General features: G+C 75.9%; 15 protein-coding genes. 10 read left to right on the forward strand and 5 right to left on the reverse strand.

Features of this window, described 5'->3' with window-relative positions:
* Positions 1-9: 9 nt before the first annotated feature.
* The gene (locus ACU610_RS13215; RefSeq protein ID WP_446768170.1) at positions 10-3,039 is read right to left on the reverse strand and encodes a sacsin N-terminal ATP-binding-like domain-containing protein; all 3,030 of its coding nucleotides are present in this window, start codon (positions 3,037-3,039) and stop codon (positions 10-12) included.
* A 108-nt stretch (positions 3,040-3,147) separates the two neighbouring features.
* Here ACU610_RS13215 and ppk2 point away from each other — a divergent pair, with 108 nt between their 5' ends.
* From ppk2 to ACU610_RS13235, 4 genes are all read left to right on the forward strand, one after another.
* Positions 3,148-4,080: a polyphosphate kinase 2 gene (gene ppk2 / locus ACU610_RS13220; RefSeq protein WP_446768171.1), complete on the forward strand. Its 933-nt coding sequence runs from the start codon at positions 3,148-3,150 to the stop codon at positions 4,078-4,080.
* Positions 4,081-4,125: 45 nt separating this feature from the next.
* Positions 4,126-5,643 carry an aldehyde dehydrogenase family protein gene (locus ACU610_RS13225; protein ID WP_446768172.1) on the forward strand — a complete coding sequence of 506 codons (1,518 nt, stop codon included), beginning with the start codon at positions 4,126-4,128 and terminating at the stop codon, positions 5,641-5,643.
* On the forward strand, positions 5,640-7,262 hold the full coding sequence (locus ACU610_RS13230) for a GMC family oxidoreductase (protein WP_446768173.1): 1,623 nt from the start codon (positions 5,640-5,642) through the stop codon (positions 7,260-7,262). The genes ACU610_RS13225 and ACU610_RS13230 overlap by 4 nt, the downstream gene beginning before the upstream one ends.
* 262 nt (positions 7,263-7,524) lie before the next feature.
* Positions 7,525-8,235 (forward strand): nuclear transport factor 2 family protein, encoded by a 711-nt coding sequence (locus tag ACU610_RS13235; protein ID WP_446768174.1) that lies wholly within the window; start codon positions 7,525-7,527, stop codon positions 8,233-8,235.
* 15 nt (positions 8,236-8,250) lie between these two features.
* Here the strand turns inward: ACU610_RS13235 and ACU610_RS13240 are convergent, their stop codons facing one another.
* Positions 8,251-9,579 carry an MFS transporter gene (locus ACU610_RS13240; protein WP_446768175.1) on the reverse strand — a complete coding sequence of 443 codons (1,329 nt, stop codon included), beginning with the start codon at positions 9,577-9,579 and terminating at the stop codon, positions 8,251-8,253.
* Positions 9,580-9,699: 120 nt separating this feature from the next.
* Between ACU610_RS13240 and ACU610_RS13245 the strand changes: the two genes are divergently transcribed.
* The 3 genes from ACU610_RS13245 to ACU610_RS13255 all read left to right on the forward strand — a co-directional run bounded on the left by ACU610_RS13245 (position 9,700) and on the right by ACU610_RS13255 (position 13,107).
* Positions 9,700-10,695 (forward strand): GlxA family transcriptional regulator, encoded by a 996-nt coding sequence (locus ACU610_RS13245; protein ID WP_446768176.1) that lies wholly within the window; start codon positions 9,700-9,702, stop codon positions 10,693-10,695.
* Between the two features lie 190 nt (positions 10,696-10,885).
* On the forward strand, positions 10,886-12,502 hold the full coding sequence (locus tag ACU610_RS13250) for a DEAD/DEAH box helicase (RefSeq protein WP_446768177.1): 1,617 nt from the start codon (positions 10,886-10,888) through the stop codon (positions 12,500-12,502).
* Positions 12,503-12,606: 104 nt separating this feature from the next.
* Positions 12,607-13,107, forward strand: a complete 501-nt coding sequence (locus ACU610_RS13255) for a hypothetical protein (RefSeq protein ID WP_446768178.1) — start codon at positions 12,607-12,609, stop codon at positions 13,105-13,107.
* 36 nt (positions 13,108-13,143) lie between these two features.
* Here ACU610_RS13255 and ACU610_RS13260 read toward each other — a convergent pair whose 3' ends face one another.
* Complete coding sequence (locus tag ACU610_RS13260; RefSeq protein ID WP_446768179.1) at positions 13,144-13,674, reverse strand: helix-turn-helix domain-containing protein; 531 nt, start codon at positions 13,672-13,674, stop codon at positions 13,144-13,146.
* A 63-nt stretch (positions 13,675-13,737) separates the two neighbouring features.
* Between ACU610_RS13260 and ACU610_RS13265 the strand changes: the two genes are divergently transcribed.
* From ACU610_RS13265 to ACU610_RS13275, 3 genes are all read left to right on the forward strand, one after another.
* Positions 13,738-14,076 (forward strand): hypothetical protein, encoded by a 339-nt coding sequence (locus ACU610_RS13265; RefSeq protein WP_446768180.1) that lies wholly within the window; start codon positions 13,738-13,740, stop codon positions 14,074-14,076.
* A gap of 1 nt (position 14,077) precedes the next feature.
* On the forward strand, positions 14,078-15,019 hold the full coding sequence (locus ACU610_RS13270) for an alpha/beta hydrolase family protein (RefSeq protein WP_446768181.1): 942 nt from the start codon (positions 14,078-14,080) through the stop codon (positions 15,017-15,019).
* Between the two features lie 104 nt (positions 15,020-15,123).
* Positions 15,124-15,624, forward strand: coding sequence for a cupredoxin domain-containing protein (locus ACU610_RS13275; protein WP_446768182.1), 501 nt, complete (start codon positions 15,124-15,126; stop codon positions 15,622-15,624).
* 478 nt (positions 15,625-16,102) lie between these two features.
* On the opposite strand, the gene ACU610_RS13280 is transcribed toward ACU610_RS13275, so the two are convergent.
* Both ACU610_RS13280 and ACU610_RS13285 read right to left on the reverse strand, forming a co-directional pair.
* Entirely contained in the window at positions 16,103-17,110 is a 1,008-nt protein-coding gene (locus ACU610_RS13280; protein WP_446768183.1) for a sugar phosphate isomerase/epimerase family protein, read from the reverse strand.
* Between the two features lie 17 nt (positions 17,111-17,127).
* On the reverse strand, positions 17,128-18,291 hold the full coding sequence (locus tag ACU610_RS13285) for a Gfo/Idh/MocA family protein (RefSeq protein ID WP_446768184.1): 1,164 nt from the start codon (positions 18,289-18,291) through the stop codon (positions 17,128-17,130).
* Positions 18,292-18,295: the final 4 nt, after the last annotated feature.

Genomic DNA, 18,295 nt, shown 5'->3' on the forward strand with positions numbered 1-18,295 from the left:
GGGCAGGCGTTACGGGCCGACGGCGTCCTCGGCGGCGAGCGCGGTGGCGCGGTCGGGGTGCGCGAACGCCTCGGCCAGCGCCTGGCGCAGCGGCCACGCGCCGGCCCGCCAGGCCAGCGCCCGCCCGAGCGCGGCGGGCGTGCCGTCGACCTGGTCGACTCCGTCCCCCGGCCACCACGGCACCGGACGGCCACCGGCCCGCAGCGGCTCGTGGACGGCGACCTCGCCGGACAGCTCCGTCACACCCAGCCGGGCGGCGGCCAGCCCCGCGCCCGGGACGTCGGCCCACCGCACGGTGCGCGCCGAACGGCTGTCCACCCGTGCCCGCACCACCTCGCCGGCCAGCGGCAGGTCCAGCAGGTCCGCGACCGGTCCCGGCGCGCCACCCGCGGGCACGAGGGGGGAGTCGACCAGTGGCTGTAACCACGGCGCGTCGAGGACGACGGCCTCCGCGGCGGGCACCACGCGGTCCGGGGCCACGCGCACCCGGTCCGGCGGATCCACGTCGACGCCGTCCAGCGCCGCGGCGAGCCGGGCGTGCACGGTGCGCAGCACCGCCGGGACCACCGTCCGGCGTGGGTCGCCGAGCCGGTCCAGCAGGTCGAGCGCGGCGTCGACGTCGGCGAGGACGTCGTCCACCGAGGCCGGCGGCCGCAGCAGGTCGAGCAGGGCCGGGGCGGCGTCGGCGGGTTCGTACAGTCCCCGCAGCTCCGCTGCGTCCGGGTGCCGCAGCCGGTCCGGGCGCCGCCCGGCGAGCACCGGGTGGGTGCCCAGCCACCAGCGCAGGTAGCCGGGCACCGGCACGCCGTCGAGGACGACGTCGGCCCACGCCTGCGCGGGCAGCTCGGCCAGCAGCGGCAGCGCCCCGGCCCAGTCGGCGACCAGCTCGAGGTCCCGGACGGCGGTCAGCGGCGGCCAGGACGGCGCGGGCGCGTCGGCGGGCAGTCGGTCGAGGACGGCGTCGGCCCAGTCCTGCACGCCGTCGACGTCGAGGTCGTCGGGGTCCTCTGTGCTCACGAGGGCGAAGCCGTCGAGCACACCCACCGCGCGCAGCACGTCGGGATCGGCGTCCACTGCGGGGTCCAGCGCGCCCAGGGCCCCGTCGGCCAGCACGGCGGCGAACCGCGACCCGGGCAGCACCAGCTCCCCCGCCGGCGCCCATCCGCCGTCGGCGTCGGGCAGCGCGAGCTCGGCCAGCCACGGCAGCTCGCCCGGCGCGGGACCGGCCGCGGCGACCAGCGCCAGGACCGCGTCGGCGAACGCGGCCGGGTCGCGGTCGGGATCCCAGCCGCCGTCGGCCGCGTCGACGGAGGCCTCGACCGCCGTCCGCACCTCCGGGTCGGCGAGCACCGCGGCTGCGGTCGCGGGGCGGGCGCCGAGCCGCTCCAGCAGCCGGCGGGCGGCGCGCGGGGCGACGGCGTCCGGGTCGGCCACCCGCAGGCCCAGCGGACCCAGGCGCGCCACCGGCAGCCCCTCGTCGGGCAGCAGCACCCCGGACGGCCCGTGCGCGGTGCGACCGTCGGCGAGCGGCACCGGGAGCGCGGCCAGCTCCTCGCGCTCGACGCCGTCCAGGGCGGCGTACAGCCGCGCCCACCACGCCGGCGGCCGGGCGACGCCGCGCACCGCCTCCACGGCCTCGGCGGTGCCCACCCGGCGCACCCCGAGAGCGGCGAGCGCGGGCAGGTCACCGCGGCCGGACCAGGCCGCCGGCAGCAGCCCGGGCACGACGCCGGTCAGCGCGGCCACTCGTTCCCCGGTCGGCTCGGCGAGCACCGCGGCCCGCCCGGGCGCCTGCCGGTCACCGTCCGCGCCGGCGACCGGCAGCCACGCGACGTTCCGCAGCCGTTCCAGCGCTGCGGTGCACAGGGCGGCGTCCAGCTCGGCGCCGGCCAGCCCGACGCGCGGCACCAGCGCGAGCACGGCGGCATCGTGGGCCAGCCCCGCGAGCAGGTCGGCGTAGGCGCCGGCCGCCTCGGCCACCAGCGCGTCGGTGACCGGCCCGGGCAGCACGTGCCGCCGGTCGGGCCCCAGCGGGAAGGGGGCGATGAGCCGGGCGGGCAGGGTCAGCGGCTCGTCGCTGGGCGTCGGTGCGTGCACCCGCTGCGGCAGCGGCAGGGGCGCCGGGCGGCCGTCGTCGTCCAGCGGCACCGCCCAGGTGAGCCACCAGGCGCGGCGCTCCCGCTCCTCGACCGGTCGCCCCGCGAGCAGCTCCTCGGGCAGCACGCCGTCCCGCCGCTGGATCCGCCAGGTCGTCGTGCGGTCGCCGTCGGTCAGCTGTGCCTGCGTGCCCGCGTACCGCACCGCCAACGACCGCACCGTGCCGTCGAGGACGACGTCGACCGCGGCCAGGCCGGGCAGCGCGAGCAGCAACTCGGGCTCGAGCTCCTCCAGCGCGGACCGGACGGCGGCCCGCGACCCGGCGCGCAGCGGCAGCACCACCTCGGTGGCGAAGCCCTCGGGCGGGGTCCCCTCGGCCGGCCAGGGCAGCCGCAGCACCGGGACCGCGCCGTCCCGGCGGGCCACCTCGTCGGTCAGCGCGCCGATGCCGGCGACCTCGGCGCGGGTGCGGTCGGCGCTGAACGCGACCCCGCCGGTGGTGGAGTGCACCGCCGGCTCGTCGGTCACCGCGAGCACCGCGGCGAACCCGACCCCGAACCTGCCCACGGTGTCGACCCTCGGTCCGCCCGCGACCACGGACCGGCCCACCGAGCCGGGCTCGTCGCGCTTGGCCGACGCACGCAGCGTGGCCAGGCCCTGCACCCCGCCGACGTCGAGCGGTGCGCCGGTGTTGGCCGCACGCAGCACCTCCCCCCCGGCGCCGTCGTCGGCCAGCTCGAGTCGCAGTCGTCCGGGCACGCCCGTCCGGGCGGCGGCGTCGGCGGCGTTCTGCGCCAGCTCGACCAGCAGCCGGTCGCGGTACCCGCCGCGGACGAGGTCCTCCTCGGCGTTGGCGTCCTCGCGGAAGCGGGCCGGGGAGTCGGCCCAGGCGGTGAGCACCCGTCCCCGCAGCCCGGCGGTGTCGAAGGGGTCGGCCGTCACGGGGTCATCGTCGCAGCGGCGGATCGGCCGCCGCCCGCGGTGCACGGCTCGCCGGAGATGCGCACGGGCGCGCGTGGACCGGGCCGCGCTCGGGGTACTCCCCGGTGCGTGAGCGAGATCGACGTCTCCCGGTACCGGTTGCAGGCCCTCCCCGAGGACGACTCCGACGAGGACTGGGACGACGACGGTGAGCTGTTCGGCCCCGACGGCAAGCGGGTCGAGACCTGGCGGGAGGGCTATCCGTACAGCGAGCGGCTGCCGCGCAGGGACTACGAGCGGGAGAAGCGCCGGCTGCAGATCCAGCTCCTGCGGCTGCAGAGCTGGGTCAAGGAGACCGGCCAGCAGGTCGTGATCGTGTTCGAGGGCCGCGACGCGGCGGGCAAGGGCGGCACGATCAAGCGCTTCACCGAGCACCTCAACCCGCGGGGCACCCGGGTCGTGGCGCTGGACAAGCCCTCGGAGCGCGAGCAGACGCAGTGGTACTTCCAGCGCTACGTGCAGCACCTGCCGGCTGCCGGCGAGATCGTGCTGTTCGACCGCTCCTGGTACAACCGCGCCGGCGTCGAGCGGGTCATGGGCTACTGCACCGACGAGCAGTACCAGCGGTTCATGCGCCAGGCGCCGGAGTTCGAGCGGATGCTGGTCGACAGCGGGATCCGGCTGGTGAAGTTCTGGTTCTCCGTGTCCCGCCGCGAGCAGCGCACCCGGTTCATCGTGCGGCGGATCGACCCGGTGCGGCAGTGGAAGCTCTCCCCCACCGACCTGGCCTCCCTGGACAAGTGGGACGACTACACCGCGGCCAAGGAGGCGGTGTTCGCCGTCACCGACACCGACTACGCGCCGTGGACGGTGATCAGGAGCAACGACAAGAAGCGGGCCCGCCTGGAGGCCCTGCGGTTCGTGCTGCACTCGCTGCCCTACGAGGGCAAGGACGAGGCGGTCGTCGGGCGGCCGGACCCGATCATCGTCGTGGCCGCGGCCGACGTGCTGGAGTCCGACCGCGAGGCGCTCGAGCGGGAGGAGCTGGCGGCGGCCCGCTGACCCGGCTCGCCGCCGACGGTTCCTACCGACGGGTAACGTGCGGCCATGTCGCTCGCCGAACACCGGGACGCCGGCCCGGACCAGCGCCGTGTCCCCGAGACCTTCGAGTCCACGGCCCCCGCCACCGGGGCGGTCGTCGCGGTGTTCCAGGTGCACGGGCCCGACGAGGTCCGCGCGGCCGTGGACCGCGCCCGCGTCGCCGCCGCGTCGTGGGCCGACCTCGGCTTCGACGGCCGCCGGACGCGGCTGGCGGCCTACCGCGGTTACCTCGCCCGCCGGGTGCACGAGCTGGCCGACCTGGTGCACCGGGAGAACGGCAAGCCGCACGCCGACGCGATCCTCGAGATCACCCTGGCCGTCGACCACCTCGCCTGGGCCGCCACCCACGCCCGCACGGTGCTCGGCCCGCGCCGGGTCAGCCCGGGCCTGCTGGCGGCCAACCACGCGGCGTGGCTGGAGTACCAGCCCCTCGGCGTCGTCGGCGTGATCGGCCCGTGGAACTACCCGGTGTTCACGCCGATGGGCTCGATCACGTACGCGCTGGCCGCCGGCAACGCCGTCGTCTTCAAGCCCTCCGAGCACACGCCGGCCGTGGGCACGTGGCTGGCCGACGCCTGGCGGGCCGCCGTCCCCGAGGTCCCGGACGCCGTGCAGGTCGTCACCGGCCTCGGGGAGACCGGCGCGGCGCTGTGCCGCGCGGGCGTGGGCAAGCTGGCCTTCACCGGCTCGGCGCCCACCGGACGGAAGGTCATGGCCGCGTGTGCCGAGACCCTCACGCCGGTCCTCATGGAGCTCGGCGGCAAGGACGCGATGATCGTCGACGACGACGCCGACGTGGCCGCCGCGGCCGACGCCGCCGTGTGGGGCGCGATGAGCAACGCCGGTCAGACCTGCATCGGCATCGAGCGGGTCTACGCCACCGAGCGGGTGTACGACGCCTTCGTCGCCGAGGTGACCGAGCGGGTGCGCGGGCTGCGCCCGGGCACCGACGAGGCGGCCGCCTACGGCCCGATGACGATGGCCGCCCAGACCGACGTCGTCCGCCGGCACGTGGACGACGCGGTCGCCGCCGGTGGCCGGGTCGCGGCCGGGGGCACCGTCGAGGGCCGCTTCGTCGCACCCACGGTGCTGCTCGACGTCCCCGAGACCTCCGCCGCCGTGCGCGAGGAGACCTTCGGCCCGACGCTGACCATCTCCCGGGTGCGGGACGCCGAGGAGGCGCTGGAGCGCGCCAACGCCAACGCCCACGGCCTGGCCGGCGCGGTCTTCTCCCGCTCCAAGGCCCGCGCGATGGACCTGGCCCGCCGGATGAGGAGCGGCATGACCTCGGTGAACTCGGTGCTCACCTTCGCCTCGGTGCCGGCGCTGCCCTTCGGCGGCGTGGGCGAGAGCGGCTTCGGCCGGATCCACGGTGCGGACGGGCTGCGGGAGTTCACCCGGGCCAAGGCGATCACCCGCCGGCGCTTCCCGCTGCCGGTGGACCTGATGAGCTTCACCCGGCCGGCCGCGGCCGCCGATGCGCTCGCCCGCGTGATGGGCCTCGTGCACGGGCGGCACCGGTGACCACCTCGGTGGACGGAGAGGAGTTCGACGTCGTCGTCGTCGGTGCCGGCTCGGCCGGCTGCGCGCTGGCCGCCCGGCTGAGCGAGGACCCCTCGCTGCGGGTGCTGCTGCTGGAGGCCGGCGGCTCGGACGACGTCCTGGAGGTGCAGATCCCGGCGGCGCTGTACAAGGTCTGGCGCACCCGGCGGGATTGGAACTACACGACCGAGCCGCAGCCGGGTCTCGGCGGGCGGCGGCTGTTCTGGCCGCGGGGCAAGCTGCTGGGCGGATCGTCGTCGATCAACGCGATGATCTACGTCCGCGGCGCGGCGGCCGACTACGAGGAGTGGGCGGAGCTCACCGGCGACGAGTCGTGGTCCTACGAGCACGTCCTGCCGCTGTTCCGCCGGATGGAGGACAACGCCCGCGGCGCCGACCGCTTCCACGGCGTCGGCGGGCCGCTGCGCGTGGAGGACCCGCGCTCGCCGCACGCCTGGTCGCGGGCGGCCGTGGCCTCCGCGGTCGCCGCCGGGTACCCGCACAACGACGACTTCAACGGCGCCACCCAGGAGGGCGTCGGGCTCTACCAGCTCACCCAGCGCCGCGGCCGCCGCTGGTCGGCCGCCGACGCCTACCTGCACCCGGCCGCCGGCCGCCCCAACCTGACCGTGCGGACCGGCGCGCTGACCACCCGGGTGCGCGTCTCGGGCGGGCGCGCCACCGGCGTGGAGTACCGGTCCGGCGGGCAGACCCGCACCGCGCACGCGGCGGGCGAGGTGGTGCTGGCCGGCGGGGCCGTCAACTCACCGCAGCTGCTGATGCTGTCCGGCATCGGGCCGGGAGCGCACCTGCGCGAGGTCGGCGTCGACGTCGTGCACGACCTGCCCGGGGTCGGCGCCGGCCTGCAGGACCACCCCCTGGTGCCGGTCATCTGGCACACCCGGTCGGGGAGGTCGCTGTTCCGGGCGGAGTCACCGTCGGGCTACGCGCGCTGGTTCGGCGCCCGCCGCGGCCCGCTGACCTCGAACCTCGCCGAGGCGGGGCTGTTCACCAGCTCCCGGCCGGACCTGCCCGGACCCGACCTCCAGTACCACTTCCTGCCGGTCAAGTTCTGGCGGCAGGCGGAGGTCGACCCCGACGTCGACGCGTTCACCGCCGCCGCCGTCCTGGTGCGGGTGCACTCCCGTGGCTCGGTGCGGCTCCGCTCGGCGGACCCGACCTGGGCGCCGGCCATCGACGCCGGCTACCTCACCGACGAGCGCGACCTCGACGCACTCGTGTGCGGTGTCGAGAAGGCCCGCGAGATCGCGTCGACCGGCCCGCTGGCCGCCGTCCTGGCCGAGGAGTGGTCCCCCGGCGGGACCGTGCACTCCCGGGAGGGGCTGCGGCAGGCGGTGCGCGGCACCCTCGAGTCGCTGTACCACCCGGTGTCCTCGTGCCGGATGGGCACCGACGACGACGCGGTGGTCGACCCGCAGCTGCGGGTCCACGGAGTCGACGGGCTGCGGGTGGTCGACGCCTCGGTGATGCCGACGCTGGTGCGGGGCAACACCAACGCCCCGACGATGATGATCGCGGAGCGGGCGGCCGACCTGATCACCGGCCGCACCGTCGACCCGACCCTCACCGGCACCGCCTGAACGAGGACCCTCCTGCCCCACCGCTCGCGAGAGGACCCCGTCCTCCCCGGGGAAGGCCCCTGTCCTCCCACCCTTCCTCTGGACGGGGCTGGACGGGGCCGACGGGGACCTGCAGGGGACCGGCGGACCCGGGACGGGGTCCTGCAGGGGGCCACGGCCCGCCCCCGTGGGGCGTGCTCACCCCGGGCCGGCGAGGACCTCGGGAGGGACTCACCTCGGGAGGGACACATGGCCCGCACCGCAGGAGACCTCCCGGAACCACGTGGCCGCGATCGGTGCCGGCGACGTCGACGCCATCGTCGCCGACTACGCCGAGGACGCCGTCCTCATCACCCCCGAGGGTGTCGACCGGGGCGGGGACCAGATCCGGGAGGTGCTCACGTCCCTGCTCGGCGACGTCCCGAACGCCGCCTGGGAGATCCCCACCCAGGTCTTCGAGGGCGAGGTCCTCTTCACCGAGTGGACGGCGGTCGCCGAGGAGGCCCGCGCCGAGGGCGTCGACACCTCCGTGTTCGGCGACGACGCGATCCAGGTGCAGACGGTGCGGCTCTCGCTGGAGCGCACTGCGTGGGCAGCCGTCCCGGCGGGACGAGTCGTTCGGCGGTCGGTGTATCCACGGAGGCCGGTTCTCGCTCCGACAGTCGTGACGACCGGACAACCGCCCCAGCCCTACCTCCAGCTGCTGGAGGTGGCCTACTCGCTCGGCCGCGCGGACGGCGCTCTCGCCGCGCAGATCGAACCGGAGGGCTCGGCCGCCCCGCAGTCGACGCGCTGCCAGGGCCGCGAGCCCGAGGAGTTCGCCCGTCTCCTGTGGGCCGACCGGGCCGGCGCTCCCCCGAGCGGGCTCCAGCTGAACGCGCCTCTCTGGTACGCGCACGGCTTCGCCGAGGGGCTCGTCGCCGAGCGACAGCAGGACCGGTGCCGGGAGGCGGCCGCCACCTGGGCCGTGGGCACGCCGCAGCGCGGCGGCTGAGGTGCCGGCCCCGACTCAGCCGTGCGCCTGGGCGGCAGCGGCCTCGTCGGGGTCGGTCGGCAGCGCCGTGCTGACGACGGGCTGCGCGGTGCGCGGGATGAGGAACGACATGGCGGCCGCGGCGATGCAGAACGCGCCGGCGAGGAACCAGGCCAGGTCGTAGGCGCCGGTCACGTCGCGGATCACACCGCCGCCGAAGGCCGCGAACGCCGACCCGACCTGGTGCGAGGCGAACACCCAGCCGAACACCACCGGCGCCCGGGGGCCGAAGAACTCGCGGCACAGCGCCAGGGTCGGCGGCACGGTGGCCACCCAGTCCAGGCCGTAGAAGACGATGAAGGCGACCATGCTGACGTGCAGCTCGGGCCCGAAGAGGGCCGGCAGCAGGAACAGCGACAGCCCGCGCAGCCCGTAGTAGGCCAGCAGCAGCACACGGGGGGCGGTGCGGTCGGTCAGCCAGCCCGACAGCACCGTGCCGGCGATGTCGAAGACCCCGACGACGGCGAGCAGCCCGGCGGCCGTGGTGATCGGCATGCCGTGGTCGTGCGCGGCCGGGATGAAGTGCGGCTGCACCAGCCCGTTGGTCGACAGGCCGCAGATGAAGAAGCCGCCGGCCAGCAGCCAGAACGGGACCGTCCGCGCGGCGGAGACGAGCCCGCGCAGCGCGGTCCGCGCGGCTCCGGTGCGCACCGGGTCGAGGTCGTCGGCCGCCGTCCCGCCGTAGGGGACGACGCCGACGTCACGCGGCCGGTCCCGCAGCAGCCACAGCACCAGGGGGACGACGGCCAGGGCGGCCGCGGTCGTGCCCAGTGACGCCGAGCGCCAGCCCCAGGCCGCGTCGGCCGCCGCGACGACCGGGAGGAACACCAGCTGCCCGGTCGCCCCGCCGGCGGTGAGGATCCCCGACACCAGGCCGCGGCGGGCCACGAACCAGCGGCCGGTCACCGTCGCCACCAGCGACAGCGCCATCGACCCGGTGCCCAGGCCCACGAGGAAGCCCCACAGCAGCACCAGCTGCCAGCTGGCGGTCATGAAGACGGTCAGCCCGCTGCCGGTGGCGGTCAGCAGCAGCGCCGAGACGACGACCCGCCTGATGCCGAAGCGCTCCATCAGGGCGGCGGCGAACGGCGCGGTCAGCCCGTAGAGCGCCATGTTGACCGCGACGGCGGCCGAGATCGTCGTGACCGACCAGCTGAACTCCGCGCGCAGCGGCTCGATCAGCACGCCGGGCACCGCCCGGAACGCCGCGGCGCCGACCAGCGCCAGGAAGGTGACCGCCGCGACCCACCACGCCGGGTGGATGCGGGGGGCGGCGGCCGTGCGGGGGTGGTCGGTCGTCGTCACGGCGACGAGCATGACCGACCGCCGCGGCGGACCGACAGTGGCCCGGAGGCCAACACGTGGAAGGATCCGGCCATGACCCCAGGCCCGAGTCCGGCCATGACCCCAGGCCCGAGTCCGGCGGTGACAGCAGGAGCGGTCCACGACGTCGCCGTCCTCGCGCTGCCGAACACGATCGCCTTCGAGCTCGGCCTGCCGCACCGGCTGCTGGAGTCCGCCGTCGGCGCCGACGGGCGCCGGCTCTACCGCGTGCGGGTCGCGACGCTCGACGGCGGCCCGGTGCGCACCTCGGCCGGCTACTCGATCACCCCCGAGCACGACGCCTCGCTGCTGGCCTCCGCCGGGACTGTCGTCGTCCCCGGTGTGTACGGCGGGCCGGCGATGACCGACGGCGCGCTCCCCGACGGCCTCGGCGAGACGCTGCGGGCCGCCGCCGGGCACGCGCGGCTGGTGTCGATCTGCACCGGGGCTTTCGTGCTCGCCGCCGCCGGCCTGCTCGACGGCCGCCCGGCCACCACCCACTGGATGCACGCCGAGGCCTTCGGCCGCCTGTTCCCCGCCGTCCGGCTCGACCCGGGCGTGCTGTTCGTCGACGACGGCGACGTGCTGACCTCCGCCGGCAACGCCGCGGGCATCGACCTGCTGCTGCACCTGGTCCGGTGCGACCACGGCCACGAGGTGGCCAACCGGGTGGCCCGGCGCAACGTCGTCGCCCCGTGGCGGGAGGGCGGGCAGGCGCAGTTCGTCGAGCGGCCGCTGCCCGAGGTGGGCGACCTCGGGACCGCGGCCACCCGCGCCTGGGCCGTGGAGCGGCTCGGCGAGCCCCTGACGCTGGCCGACCTCGCCGCACACGCGCGGATGAGCGTGCGCACCTTCACCCGCCGGTTCCGCGACGAGACCGGCCTGTCGCCGCTGCGCTGGCTGGCGGGGCAGCGCCTGGCCCTCGCCCGGCAGCTGCTCGAGTCCACCGACGCGCCGATCGACCGGGTCGCCGCCGACGCCGGGTTCGGCACCCCGGCGTCCTTGCGCCAGCACCTGCGGGCCAGCATCGGGGTCGCGCCGGGCACGTACCGGCGCAGCTACCGCGGCGGCGGTGTGACCGGGCCCTCCCCCGTCTGACGGCACAGCTGCGCGCCGCGTCTGGTTGAGTAGCAGTACCGGCGCCGCCCTCGCTCATCCGGAGCGGCTGGAATCGACGTCGGGCTGAGGCTGCGCCACCGAGGCGCGCCCGGCTGTCCGACGTCCCGCTGACGACGTGAGCCCGCCCTGCCCGGCAGGAGCGCCGCGCTCCCGGTCGCCGGGATCGACGGTGGCCACACCGATCGTCAGGAAGAACTCGATGACCCCGCACGACCCGAACACCCCTGCTCGCGAGGGCGCTCCCGCCCACCGGCGCCGCCGCGGCGGCCGCGGCCGGGGCACCCGGCCCGCCGTCACCCCGCAGGCCCCGCAGCCCACGGCGGAGGCGCCCGTCGTCCCGGCCGGCGCCCCGGCGAGCGCGCTCCCCACCGACGCCACCTTCGCCGACCTCGGCGTCCCAGCCCCGCTGGTCGAGGTGCTCGCCGCCAGCGGCATCACCGCACCGTTCCCGATCCAGGTGGCCACGCTGCCCGACACCCTCGCCGGGCGTGACGTGCTCGGCCGCGGGCGCACCGGCTCGGGCAAGACGCTGGCCTTCAGCCTCCCGCTGGTCGCCCGGCTGGCCGCCTCCGACAGCCGCCGGCAGCCGAAGCGGCCGCGGGCGCTGGTGCTGGTGCCGACCCGTGAGCTGGCCAACCAGGTGCTCGCCGTCGTCGACCCGCTGGCCCGCGCGCTGGGCATGAAGGCGACCACCGTCTTCGGCGGCGTCGGCCAGAACCCGCAGGTGCAGGCGCTGGCCGGGGGCATCGACGTCCTCATCGCCTGCCCCGGCCGGCTCGAGGACCTCATCGGCCAGGGCCACTGCGACCTCTCCGCCGTCGAGATCACCGTCCTGGACGAGGCCGACCACATGGCCGACCTCGGGTTCCTCCCCGGCGTCAAGCGCCTCATGGACCGCACCCCGGCCACCGGCCAGCGGCTGCTGTTCTCCGCGACGCTGGACAACGGCGTCGACGTCCTGGTGAAGCGATACCTGTCCGCCCCCACGACGCACTCGGTCGACCCCGCGGTCGCACCGGTGGCCACGATGACCCACCACGTGCTCCGGGTGGAGGCCGCCGACAAGCCGGCCGTCGTCCGCGAGCTGGCCTCGGGGCTGGGCCGCAGCGTGCTGTTCACCCGTACCAAGCACCAGGCCAAGAAGCTCGCCAAGCAGCTGACCGCGGCCGGCGTCCCGGCCGTCGACCTGCACGGCAACCTCAGCCAGAACGCCCGCGAGCGCAACCTCGAGGCGTTCAGCAACGGCAGCACCCGGGTGCTGGTCGCCACGGACATCGCCGCGCGTGGCATCCACGTCGACGACGTCGCACTCGTCGTCCACGTCGACCCGCCGGCCGAGCACAAGGCCTACCTGCACCGTTCGGGCCGCACCGCCCGGGCCGGTGCCGGCGGCACCGTGGTCACCGTCTCCACCCCCGACCAGGCCGGCGAGGTGCGCACCCTCGCCCGGCAGGCCGGCATCACGCCCACGGTGAGCGCCGTCCGCCCCGGTGCGGCGGAGATCAGCGCGCTGACCGGGCCGGCCGCCCCGTACGTCGAGCCGGCGCCCGCACCCGAGCCCCAGCCGCAGCCGCAGGGCCAGGGCGGCGGCCGACGCCGCCGGTCCGGAGGTGGCTCCGGACGGTCCACCGGCCAGGCCGGCACCGCCTCCGGCGGCGGGACGACGTCCGCCCGCGGCCAGGGCCGGCCCTCGGGTCCGGCCCGCACCCGGGCCGAGCTGGCCGCGCGCGCCGGGATGCACTCGGCGGCGTCGTTCAGCGGCCGCTCCCGCCGCGGCGGCCGCTGACCGGGACGGGCGGCGACGACGGTTGACGCCCGGGCTGGTGGGCACTGGACCCCTCGACCAGGGCCAGGCCGGGCCCTGACCGCCTGCGACGAGCGAGGAGCACCATGGCACTGCCCATCACCCTGTCCGAGATCGCGCCCCGCATCTCGGCCGGTGCGTTCATCCTCAACAGCGGCCTGGGCAAGCGCGGCGCCGACGAGGGCACCGCGGCCGGGCTGCACGGCTTCGCCTCCGGCACCTACCCGTTCCTGAAGAACGTCCCGCCGGCGACGTTCGTCAAGGCGCTGGCCTACAGCGAGATCGCCGTCGGGGCGGCACTGCTGACGCCGTTCGTGCCGACCGCCGTGGCCGGCGCCCTGCTCACGGGCTTCTCCGGCGGACTCCTCGGGCTCTACCTGAACACCCCCGGGATGCGGAAGCCGGGCAGCCTGGCGCCGACCCCAGAGGGGCTGACCGTGGCCAAGGACGTGTGGCTGCTCGGCATCGGCGTCGGCCTGCTCACCCGCGGGACGATCGACCGGGAGCCGCGCCGGGTGCGCAAGGCGGCGAGGACCCTGGCCAAGGCGAACAGGAAGGTCGCGCGGGCCGCCGATCGCGCCGCCTGACGGACACGGGGCCGGGGGACTCCCCGGCCCCGTGCGTCACCCCGGCAGGAACACCTGGCTGACGATCCGGCGCCGGCGGACGCCGTCGGGCCCGAGCGGGAGTCGCGCGGTCAGGACCGCGCGCAGCTCCGTCACCAGATCGGTGAACTCCTCGTCATCGAGCCACAGCGCCACCTGGCGGTAGCCGACGCCGTCGGCCGCCAGGTCCAGATCCCGGCCGGCCGCAGCGTCGGCGTACCGGTCGAAGTCCGCGAGCAGCGCGGCGACGAAGGTGGCGAAGGCCTGCCGGTGCTGGTCGACCGACATCGTCGCGGCGTCCGCAGCGCCGACCGACGCCGCCGTGGTCACCAGCCGATAGCTGCGCTCGGCCGCGCCGCGCACCTTGCGCTCCCCCACCACGGTCAGCACGCCGGCCTCGGCCAGCACCCCGACGTGCCGGTACAGCGTCGCCGCGGGGACGTCGGGCAGCTCGGTGCGCAGGTCGGCCGTGGTGAGCGTGCGATCCCCCAGGAAGGCCTGCACGATCCGCAGCCGCACCGGGTGGAGCAGCAGGTCCGCTGTCGCCATGACGCCACCGTTCTCATAGTTGACATTGTTCTCAACTTCGGTAACGATCATGCCATGGCGACCGTGACCACGACACCCCAGACCGTCTGCGTCTCCCTCTCCCGCACCGAGCGTCTCCTCGGCCTGCTCCGCGACCTCGAGGTCCCCCTGTCCGCCGTGCAGGGGGTCGACGTCGTCCCCGACGGGCTGGCCGCCACCCGGGGTCTGCGTGCGCCGGGGCTGGCACTGCCCGGCGTCCGCAAGGTCGGCACCTGGCGCCGGCGCGGGGAGAAGACACTGGTGTCGGTGCGGCGCGGTCAGCCGGCCGTGCGCGTGCGCCTGACCGGGCAGCGCTTCGACACCCTGCTCCTCGGGGTCGACGACGCCGCCGCGGTGGCCGCCACCCTCTCCACGGGCCGCTGAGGTGCGCGAGCTCCCCCTGCAGGTGCCCGGCGAGCCGCCACTCGCCGGCACGCTGACCCTCCCGGACTCCTCGGCGCCGGTGCCCGCGGTGCTGCTGGCCAGCGGCTCGGGCCCGATCGACCGCGACTCCAACCACCGGCGGGCCCGCTTCGACGTCTCCCGGCAGCTGGCGCACGCCCTCGCCGCCGCGGGGCTGGCCAGTCTCCGCTACGACAAGCGCGGCGTGGGCGAGACCCCCGGTGACTGGCGCGCGGCGGGCTTCACCGACAACGTCGAGGACCTCGGCCGGGCGCTCGACGCGCTGGCCGCCCGCCCGGAGGTGGACGCCGACCGCGTCCTGCTGGCCGGGCACAGCGAGGGCGCCCTCCTGGCCGCCGCGGTGGCCGGGCAGGCGGGCGGTCGGCGGGGCGCACCTGTCGCCGGCGTCGTCCTGCTGGCGATGAGCGCCACCCCGGGCGAGGAGCTGCTGCGCTGGCAGGCGCGCCGGATCGCGCCCACGCTCCCCGCGCCGGTGCGCGGCCTGCTGCGCCTGTTGCGCACCGACCTGGAGGCGAGGGTGGCGGCCAACCACGAGCGGATCAAGGCGACGACGACCGATGTCGCGCGGATCGGCGGGGCGCGGCTCAACGCCCGCTGGCACCGCGAGTTCCTGGCCCACGACCCCCGGACCGACCTCGCCCGGCTGACCGTCCCGGTCCTGGCCCTCACCGGGGACAAGGACCTCCAGGTGCCGGCCGACGACCTCGCCGTCCTCGCCGCCACCGTGCCCGGACCGGTCGAGACCCGGCGCGTCCCCGACCTGACGCACACGCTGCGCCGGCAGGAGCGCGCCCCGTCGATGCGGCACTACCGGGAGGAGCTGCGCCGTCTGGTCGACCCGGAACTGCTCGATACCGTAGTCGCCTGGTGCCGGAGCGTCACAGGAGTGCCCGCGTCGTCGTGACCCCGGGGTCGAGGGGTTCCCCGGGGTGCTTGACCCCTGCAGCATCGCGGACCACGGGGAGCCGCCGCCGGGGCGGGATCCCGTCGGCTTCCAGGAGGTCCCGCGTGTCCTACGCGACCGGTCCCACCCACTCCGCCCGCCGCGCCGCGCCACTGGTCCTGGCCCTCGGCATCGCCCTGCTCAGTGGCTGCTCCGGGGACGAGGGGTCCGCGGAGGCCGCACCGTCGAGCAGCGCGCCGACGAGCAGCGCGCCCACGAGCAGCGCGGAGACGAGCACCCCCGCGTCGTCCGCGCCTGCGTCGGACGCGGCGGCGGAGAGCGAGAGCGAGACGGTCTCGGTCACCGAGGGTGAGATGTTCATCGATCTCTCGGAGGACTCCTACTCCGCGGGCACGTACACCTTCGAGGTGACCAACGCCGGCGACATGCCGCACGACTTCGTCGTCGAGCAGGCCGGCGAGGACGTGGCCGGCACCGAGGTGCTCCAGCCCGGCGAGTCGACCACCCTCGAGGTCGAGCTCGCCCCGGGCGACTACGTCTTCTACTGCTCCGTCGGCGCCCACCGGGCCGCCGGCATGGAGGTCCCGGTCACCGTCGGAGCCTGACGCAGGGCCCCCGCCACCGCTGCTCGAAGGAGGACCCCCTCCCCCCACCGTGGAAGGACCCCGTCCCTCCCTCGAAGGACCCCCTTGCCCCCGCCCCTTGCAGGCTCGCGGCGGGACCCTGCAAGGGGGCCGTCAGAGCTCGGGGTGGGACCGGGACGGGCCCGCGGCGGGACCCTGCAGGGCACCGCCGGTGCCCTGGACGGGGCCGCGGCGAGCCTCCGGACGGGGCCGGCAGGGACCCTGCGGGGGGCCAGGGTCCGTCCACCTGGGACGGGCCCGCGAGCCCCGGGAGGTGGGCGGCGGCCTCCCCCCGACCGCCGCCCACCTCCCGGTCCGTCCTCGGCCCGCCCCCGAGCTCCCGGGCGGACGGCGACCACCCTTCATGGCCCCGCCGGCCCCGTCCCGGGTCCCGCCCCGAACTCGCGGGGGTGGGGGACGGGGTCCCCCCGACTGGGCGTGGGGAGGGTGGCCCTCTCTCTCAGCTGCCGCTGGCGAACGCCGCGTCGAAGGCGGCCGCGGGCGGGTCGAAGGCCAACCGGCGCACGAACGCCAGCGCCTCGGGGGCACCCACGAGGCGGTCCATGCCGGCGTCCTCCCACTCGACCGAGATCGGCCCGTCGTAGCCGATGGTGTTGAGCATCCGGAAGCAGGCCTCCCACGGGACGTCGCCGTGGCCGGTCGACACGAAGTCCCAGCCGCGGCGCGGGTCGGCCCACGGCAGGTGCGAGCCCATCCGGCCGTTGCGACCGTTGTCCACCTGCTTCTTCGCGTCCTTGCAGTCGACGTGGTAGATCCGGTCCTTGAAGTCCCAGATGAACGAGACCGGGTCGAGGTCCTGCCAGACGAAGTGGCTCGGGTCCCAGTTCAGCCCGAACGCCTCGCGGTGGCCGATGGCCTCCATGGTGCGGACCGTCGTCCAGTAGTCGTAGGCGATCTCCGACGGGTGCACCTCGTGCGCGAACCGGACCCCGACCTCGTCGAACACGTCGAGGATCGGGTTCCAGCGGTCGGCGAAGTCGCGGTAGCCGTCCTCGATCATCGACTCGGGCACCGGCGGGAACATCGCCACGGTCTTCCAGATCTTCGACCCGGTGAACCCGACGACGGTCTTCACGCCCAGCTTCGCCGCGGCGCGCGCGGTCAGCTTCATCTCCTCCGCGGCCCGCTGCCGGACGCCCTCGGGGTCTCCGTCCCCCCAGACGCGCGGGTGCACCATGCCGCGGTGCCGTTCGTCGATGGGGTCGTCACAGACGGCCTGGCCGTTGAGGTGGTTGGAGATGGCCCAGACCCTCAGGCCGTACTTGTCGAGCAGGGCCAGGCGCTCCTGCACGTACGCGTCGTCGTTGGCCGCGCGCTCGACGTCGAGGTGGTCGCCCCAGCAGGCGATCTCCAGGCCGTCGTAGCCCCACTCGGAGGCGAGCCGGGCCACCTCCTCGAACGGCAGGTCGGCCCACTGGCCGGTGAACAGGGTGACGGGACGGGGCATGTCGGGTTCCTCCTGGCTCAGATCTCGGTCCAGACGGAGCGGGCGGCGGCGCTGCGCTCGACGGCGTCGAGCACCCGCTGCACCTGCAGCCCGTCGGCGAAGGACGGCGTCGGGTCCTCGCCCTTGGCGATGGCGGTGACCAGGTCGACGACCTGGTGGGTGAAGCCGTGCTCGTAGCCCAGCCCGTGGCCGGCCGGCCACCAGGCGCCGACGTAGGGGTGGTCGGGCTCGGTCACGATGATGCGACGGAAACCTGCGGTCGTCGCCGGCTCGTCGCCGTCGAAGAAGTGCAGGACGTTCATGTCCTCGAAGTCGAAGGCCAGGCTGCCGCGGGAGCCGTTGACCTCGATCCGGATGGCGTTCTTCCGGCCGAGGGCGAACCGCGTGGCCTCGAAGCTGGCCAGCGCCCCGCCGTCGAACCGGCCGAGGAACACCGCGGCGTCGTCCACGGTGACCGTGCCCATGCCCTCGCCGGCGACACCGGACAGCGACCCGGCCGACGCCGGCAGCGGGCGCTCCTTGACGAAGGTCTCCAGCAGCGCGCTGACGCCGGTGAGCCTCTGGCCGGTGATGTGCTGGGTCAGGTCGACGATGTGCGCGCCGATGTCGCCGAGCGCGCCCGAGCCGGCCTTGTCCCGCTCCAGCCGCCACGACATGGGTGCGGCGGGGTCGGCGATCCAGTCCTGCAGGTACTGGGCGCGGACGTGCCGGATCTCGCCCAGCCGGCCCTCGGCGACCAGCTGCCGGGCCAGGCCGATGGCCGGGACGCGGCGGTAGGTGAAGCCGACCATCGACCGGACGCCGCGCTCGGCGGCGCGGGCGGCAGCCTCGGCCATCGTCTCGGCCTCGGCCACCGAGTTGGCCAGCGGCTTCTCGCAGAGGACGTGCTTGCCCGCCTCGAGCGCGGCGATCGCGATCTCGGCGTGGGTGTCGCCGGGCGTGCAGACGTCGACGAGGTCGACGTCGTCGCGCTCGAGCACGCGGCGCCAGTCGGTCTCGGTGCTCGACCAGCCCAGGCGCTGCGCCGCGTCAGCGACGCGGACGGCGTCGCGGCCGGCGAGGACCGTGAGCTCCGGCCGCAGCGGCAGGTCGAAGAAGTGGGGGGCGGTGCGCCAGGCCTGGGAGTGCGCGGCGCCCATGAAGGCGTAGCCGATCAGGCCGACGCCGAGGGTCGGGGTCATGCGG

It is taken from the genome of Geodermatophilus sp. URMC 61 (assembly GCF_052931555.1).

Coding starts and splice junctions, on each gene's coding strand:
- ACU610_RS13225 (WP_446768172.1), top strand. CDS start 4,126: ATGTCGCTCGCCGAACACCGGGACGCCGGCCCGGACCAGCGCCGTGTC.
- ACU610_RS13255 (WP_446768178.1), top strand. CDS start 12,607: ATGGCACTGCCCATCACCCTGTCCGAGATCGCGCCCCGCATCTCGGCC.
- ACU610_RS13260 (WP_446768179.1), bottom strand. CDS start 13,674: ATGGCGACAGCGGACCTGCTGCTCCACCCGGTGCGGCTGCGGATCGTG.
- ACU610_RS13280 (WP_446768183.1), bottom strand. CDS start 17,110: ATGCCCCGTCCCGTCACCCTGTTCACCGGCCAGTGGGCCGACCTGCCG.
- ACU610_RS13285 (WP_446768184.1), bottom strand. CDS start 18,291: ATGACCCCGACCCTCGGCGTCGGCCTGATCGGCTACGCCTTCATGGGC.